Origin of the sequence: Hominisplanchenecus murintestinalis (assembly GCF_943193015.1) — a bacterium.
Taxonomy (GTDB): Bacteria; Bacillota; Clostridia; order Lachnospirales; family Lachnospiraceae; genus Hominisplanchenecus_A; species Hominisplanchenecus_A murintestinalis.
Window position 1 is genome coordinate 1 of record NZ_CALPCM010000082.1, and the last position, 5213, is coordinate 5213.

Below are 5213 nucleotides of genomic sequence, written 5' to 3' on the forward strand. Positions count from 1 at the left end.
ACATTTACAGTATCAAATTTCCAATGTGGATGAATCGGTATTAAGAGAATATCGTGTCAATTTAAGACATCTTTAAAATAGATGGACGATTTATAGCCGAAAAGTAAAAGAGAACCAGAGGTTAATCTTCTGGCTCTTTTGCTTTACATACCTGTTTCTACAAGTTACGCAACAAAGCATATACAATATAAGCGTTTTATGACTATCTGTTCATACTTTCTCTTGAAGTTGGTGGAATGTAATAGAATTTACAATTAAAGAAATCACTATTCCTAATGAAATATTAACAATTCTGCTTCATGCAAAATATAGCGGATTCGTATCTCTTTCATGGGTTATAGTCACACATAAGAAAACAACACATATTAGAGCCGTTCCATTTTTTTGTTTTAAAAGCAGAGATAGGTAAATGAGGGGAATAAGCATTAACGATAAAACCAGCTCTCTAAATAATTCTGGGTAAATGGAAGTAAACCGCCTTTCTAAAGTTAAAAAGAGCATCCCAGACATGCCGCCGATTATGGTTGATATTTCCCTGCTTTTTGCAATACGCAGACTATTTTTCATATCTGGCTGGGTGTATAATATGGATGCGATTGCTGCGTAAGAAGGGGTGTTATCATGCCTGTAATTATCTATGAAAAAACATAGGAATACAGAAATTACCGTTTTAATAGTTCTTAGCCCGACTTTAAAGTATTTATTTTTCATAAATTTCTTTTAATACGGCTTCTTCAAAGATGTGTACTTCCATTTTTTTAAAGAGTTGATTAAGGTAGAACCCGCTTTTTAAATCAAGCATCTCATCAAGTGCAAATATATGGAGTTCATATATATGTGCTTTATCTGGAGGTGTCATGTCGCCATAATAACTTGCCTGCCCTCTGTTCTGTTGATTTCCTTGTATGCTTATCCAACTGTTTGCCCCTTGTATGAAGTCAGTTGCCGTCTGGCTTTCATTTTCTTTCACTTCGCTTTTTTTCAGATTTGCCCCTAACTAATGAATCCATGTAAACCCAACAACTGGATAAGCGTCTTTATCCTCTAAAACAAATGCAAAAGAAGATGTATTCTCTGGTGCTTTTTCAATTTTAAAAGGCAAGGAATACGATGGGACATTATTTTCAATGTTTCTAAAATTTGATTCTTCATCTGTTCAGTTAAAAAATATTCCACATGTAATGGATATCCAGAATGTGATTTTTTATCGACAAGACAATATTCCATAAGTTCTTTTAAATGTTCCAGAAGCATTTTTTGTGTAATTCTCTCAATGTCCTGTTCTAACTTTGAAAGAGAAGTTGCCTCTAGCCGAAGTCGCCACAATATGATTGGTTTCCATTTACCTTTAATCATATCGTGAACTAATTCTAAAGGGCAGGTAGAATCATCTCTCATTTTCATATACCATCATCTCCTGTTGGATAGTCTACAACGATTTCTTTTATTTTTCCAGAATTTCAGAAAGCAACAGTTGATATTTTATGCTTTCTTTCAGACAGTTTGAATTTTGGGGATAAGTATGTTATAATAAATTTAGATATGTTATAATATATTTCGGAGAGGATACAGGAATTTGAAGTATCAAGTGCAACGGTCGCCCTTGCTGCTAAGGCTTTGCATTGTGAAGAAAACCGAATTGCTAAAATATTATCATTTCATATAGACGAAGAAGTAATATTGATTGTTGCACCGGGTGATGCCAAGATTGATAATGCTAAGTACAAAGCCCGGTTTGACACAAAAGCGAAAATGTTGTCTTTCGATGAAGCAGAGCCTTTAGTCGGACACACTATTGGAGGCGTTTGTCCTTTTGCTATAAATGTGGGAGTGGAAACGTACTTAGATGTATCGCTTAAACGCTTCAATACAGTGTTTCCTGCGTGCGGCAGCCCGAATAGTGCAATAGAGCTTTCTTTGGAAGAGTTGGAAGAATGCTCTGGCTTTATAAAATGGATTGATGTCTGCAAAATATTGTGATGAAAAGAACAGGCAAAGGGCTTATTCCTCTGCCTGTTTCCTTTATAGCTGTGTTTTGGAAAATGAAGATATCTTACAAGAAATCGACAAACATATTGAGTAGAATATAGGGTAGGAGGTGTTACCATGCAGAAAGAAATACGGACAGTCTGCTATGATGATGATTTACATCTTGAAGCATATCGTTTTGAGGGAATCGTACAGCCGTTTCCGAATCATTTTCATGATTATTATGTGATTGGGTTTATGGAAGCAGGGACACGCTGTTTGTCCTGCAAAAATAAAGAATATATAGTAGGTCAGGGAAATATTCTCTTGTTTAATCCGAACGATAATCACAGTTGTGCGCAATGTGACGGTAAAACGCTTAATTACAGAGGTTTGAATATTCCAAAAGAAACGATGCTGTCATTAGCAGAAGAAATAACAGGGCAAAGGGCATTGCTTGTTTTTTCGGAAAATGTCATTGAAAATGATGAGCTGAATCTTTATCTCCATTCTTTGCATCAGATGATTATGGACGGTGGGGAAGAGTTTGAAAAAGAAGAAATGTTCCTGCTCCTTATTTCGTTGCTTATCGAACAATACGGACAACTTTTTGAGAACTGTATTCCAGAGTGCAGCGAAGAAATAGAGAGTTCCTGCGTATTTATGTCAGAACATTTTGCAGAGCATATCACATTGGAAAACCTTTGTAAATGCAGCGGTCTTAGTAAATCCACACTGCTTCGTGCGTTTACCAAATCAAAGGGGGTTACGCCATATAGGTATCTTCAGACAATACGGATAGGTAAAGCAAAGGAATTATTGGAGAAAGGCGTATCTGCGGCCTCCGCCGCAATACAGACAGGCTTTTCAGACCAGAGCCACTTTTCAAATTTTTTTCATATGTTCATCGGACTGTCGCCTGCCGCATACGGACGCATTTTCAAGGAGGGCGGCAATAATCATGGATAAAGGAACTGGCACAGGGCATATCACAGCTCTGATTACGATTGTGATATGGGGAACGACTTTCATATCCACCAAAATACTGCTTGCAGATTTTACACCGATAGAGATACTGTTTTTCAGATTTTTGATGGGATTACTTGTGCTGATAGCTGTTTACCCAAAACGATTAGGAATAAAAGATAAAAAGCAGGAGCTTACATTTGCTGCGGCGGGGCTATGCGGGATATGTTTATACTACCTGTTTGAAAACATAGCATTAACCTATACGATGGCTTCTAATGTCGGCGTTATTGTTTCTGTCGCTCCGTTTTTTACTGCTGTTTTATCTCATGTATTACGAAAGACAGAAGAAAAACTGAAAGCGCAATTTTTTATTGGATTTATTGTAGCCATCACAGGAATATGTCTTATCAGTTTCAGCAGCTCAGAACTGAAGCTGAATCCTATTGGTGATATTTTAGCGATTGTTGCGGCATTCGTATGGGCAGTTTATTCCTTGCTTACACGAAAAATCAGCGGCTATGGATATAATACAATTCAAATTACAAGGAGGATATTTGCATACGGAATACTTTTTATCATCCCATTCCTTTTTGTTTTTGATTTTAGCCTGGATGTGCAGAAGTTTGTAAAGCCAGAGTATGCTCTAAACCTTATATATTTAGGTCTGGGTGCATCAGCCCTTTGTTTTGTTACTTGGAATTATGCGGTCAAGGTGCTTGGGGCTGTTAAGACAAGCGTGTATATCTATATAGTCCCTGTCATCACCGTCGTCACATCCGTTATTGTATTAAAGGAAGAAATCACATGGATGGCTGCGGTAGGAATAGGGCTTACTTTAATCGGATTGTTTCTTTCAGAAAGTAAACCTAAATTTAGGAAAAGAGGAAAGTGAAAATGAATGTAGAGAATGAAAAATGTGTCATTGTGGTTGATGAAAACTTACCGCTTGGGATTATTGCAAACACCGCCGCTATCCTCGGCATTACTATGGGAATGAAAATGCCTGATGTTGTCGGGAATGATGTGCTTGATTTAGAGGGCAATCCCCACATGGGAATTATACAGTTTCCAGTACCGATATTAAAGGGAAATAAGGAGATACTGAAAAATCTCAGAACAAAACTGTTTGAGCCAAAATTTGCAGAACTTACGGTTGTTGATTTTTCTGATTTAGCACAAGGGTGTAAAACTTACGATGAGTTCATTGGTAAAATGGCGAACACCTCAGAGGTCAAATTGAATTATATTGGTATCGCAATCTGCGGCAATAAAAAGCAGATTAACAAATTGACGGGGAATATGCCTTTATTAAGATAAAAAGAGAAAGCAGAGGAGCTTATTCCTCTGTTCCTCAAAATGTTTTCCATCTATACGGAAGCATAAAATCATATCCTTTACGGACATGGATTAACAATGCGGGATTTGGAAATTATGGCAGCATTGGGAATCAGAATTTGGAGAAAATCAGTCGGATGCTGCATTTGAATGTGGAAACCCTCACTATCTTTTCTTCCCTGTTTGTCCGTGATTTTAAAGATACGAAAGGGACGCAGCTTATCAATGTTTCTTCCTGCGGCGGCTATACGATTGTTCCCAATGCGGTAACCTATTGTGCGGCAAAGTTTTATGTCAGTATATTGTACAGAAATGAGAGTTACACTTAAACGATGTAAAATCTCTATAAAAAAGAGATACAATTTCCTATTTGTAGAGATTGGGTTTTAATTTTGGGATTTGCTGCAAGTTGGCGGAGTATTTACTTCATCTAAATAAACACTGCCCCAATCACACATAGCATCTAAGATTGGGGCGAGAGTATTGCCGAAATCCGTTAAAGAATATTCTGTTTTGGGAGGAACGACAGGGTAGATCTTTCTGTTTATCAGTCCGTCGTTTTCAAGTTCTCTTAGTTGTTGTGCCAACATTTTATCGGTTGCTTTGGGGACTAATTTATGTAGTTCACTGTATCGCAAGGTTTTACCCATGAGATGCCAAAGAATGACTGATTTATATTTTCCGCCAATTAAGTCAATCGTAGCTTCTACGGGACAGTTATAACTACTTTTGCAATTTATACTCATAAAAATTCTCCTAACTTACTTTTTTAATAGTATATACCCTAAAAGTGCGTACTTACCTTTATATTTGTTTGCGATATAATTATAGTACAGGGAAACCTGAAAATCAAGTTTAGTGATAGGAGGAAAATTTATGAGCTTTTTAGACATTGCAAAATCAAGGTATTCTGTTCGTGATTACATGAGCAAAAAGGTAGA

At 36.9% G+C, this 5213-nt stretch carries 8 protein-coding genes and 1 pseudogene; 5 read left to right on the plus strand and 4 right to left on the minus strand.

What is annotated here, in order from left to right:
- Positions 1–297 precede the first annotated feature (297 nt).
- The 3 genes and pseudogenes from NFR99_RS14545 to NFR99_RS14555 form a co-directional block, all read right to left on the minus strand.
- Positions 298–711, minus strand: a complete 414-nt coding sequence (locus NFR99_RS14545) for an FUSC family protein (RefSeq protein WP_251354003.1) — start codon at positions 709–711, stop codon at positions 298–300.
- Positions 701–1102: pseudogene (locus tag NFR99_RS14550) on the minus strand (YbhB/YbcL family Raf kinase inhibitor-like protein). Before NFR99_RS14550 ends, NFR99_RS14545 begins: the two are co-directional and overlap by 11 nt.
- Complete coding sequence (locus NFR99_RS14555) at positions 1045–1404, minus strand: winged helix-turn-helix transcriptional regulator (RefSeq protein WP_251354004.1); 360 nt, start codon at positions 1402–1404, stop codon at positions 1045–1047. The pseudogene NFR99_RS14550 and the gene NFR99_RS14555 overlap by 58 nt, the downstream one beginning before the upstream one ends.
- Before the next feature lie 150 nt (positions 1405–1554).
- On the opposite strand from NFR99_RS14555, the gene NFR99_RS14560 reads away from it, so the two are divergent.
- From NFR99_RS14560 to NFR99_RS14580, 5 genes are all read left to right on the plus strand, one after another.
- Complete coding sequence (locus NFR99_RS14560; RefSeq protein WP_251354009.1) at positions 1555–1980, plus strand: YbaK/EbsC family protein; 426 nt, start codon at positions 1555–1557, stop codon at positions 1978–1980.
- A gap of 126 nt (positions 1981–2106) precedes the next feature.
- Positions 2107–2937: an AraC family transcriptional regulator gene (locus NFR99_RS14565; protein ID WP_251354005.1), complete on the plus strand. Its 831-nt coding sequence runs from the start codon at positions 2107–2109 to the stop codon at positions 2935–2937.
- On the plus strand, positions 2930–3829 hold the full coding sequence (locus NFR99_RS14570) for a DMT family transporter (protein ID WP_251354006.1): 900 nt from the start codon (positions 2930–2932) through the stop codon (positions 3827–3829). The genes NFR99_RS14565 and NFR99_RS14570 overlap by 8 nt, the downstream gene beginning before the upstream one ends.
- 2 nt (positions 3830–3831) lie before the next feature.
- On the plus strand, positions 3832–4254 hold the full coding sequence (locus tag NFR99_RS14575) for a DUF2000 domain-containing protein (RefSeq protein ID WP_251354007.1): 423 nt from the start codon (positions 3832–3834) through the stop codon (positions 4252–4254).
- Positions 4255–4343: 89 nt separating this feature from the next.
- Positions 4344–4601 carry an SDR family NAD(P)-dependent oxidoreductase gene (locus NFR99_RS14580; protein WP_330642220.1) on the plus strand — a complete coding sequence of 86 codons (258 nt, stop codon included), beginning with the start codon at positions 4344–4346 and terminating at the stop codon, positions 4599–4601.
- A 57-nt stretch (positions 4602–4658) separates the two neighbouring features.
- On the opposite strand, the gene NFR99_RS14585 is transcribed toward NFR99_RS14580, so the two are convergent.
- On the minus strand, positions 4659–5018 hold the full coding sequence (locus tag NFR99_RS14585; protein WP_251354008.1) for a winged helix-turn-helix transcriptional regulator: 360 nt from the start codon (positions 5016–5018) through the stop codon (positions 4659–4661).
- Between the last annotated feature and the right edge of the window lie 195 nt (positions 5019–5213).

Bases quoted from the DNA above. Each gene is read 5' to 3' on its own strand.
- NFR99_RS14545 (WP_251354003.1), bottom strand. From the start codon at position 711: ATGAAAAATAAATACTTTAAAGTCGGGCTAAGAACTATTAAAACGGTA.
- NFR99_RS14555 (WP_251354004.1), bottom strand. From the start codon at position 1,404: ATGAAAATGAGAGATGATTCTACCTGCCCTTTAGAATTAGTTCACGAT.
- NFR99_RS14565 (WP_251354005.1), top strand. From the start codon at position 2,107: ATGCAGAAAGAAATACGGACAGTCTGCTATGATGATGATTTACATCTT.
- NFR99_RS14570 (WP_251354006.1), top strand. From the start codon at position 2,930: ATGGATAAAGGAACTGGCACAGGGCATATCACAGCTCTGATTACGATT.
- NFR99_RS14575 (WP_251354007.1), top strand. From the start codon at position 3,832: ATGAATGTAGAGAATGAAAAATGTGTCATTGTGGTTGATGAAAACTTA.
- NFR99_RS14585 (WP_251354008.1), bottom strand. From the start codon at position 5,018: ATGAGTATAAATTGCAAAAGTAGTTATAACTGTCCCGTAGAAGCTACG.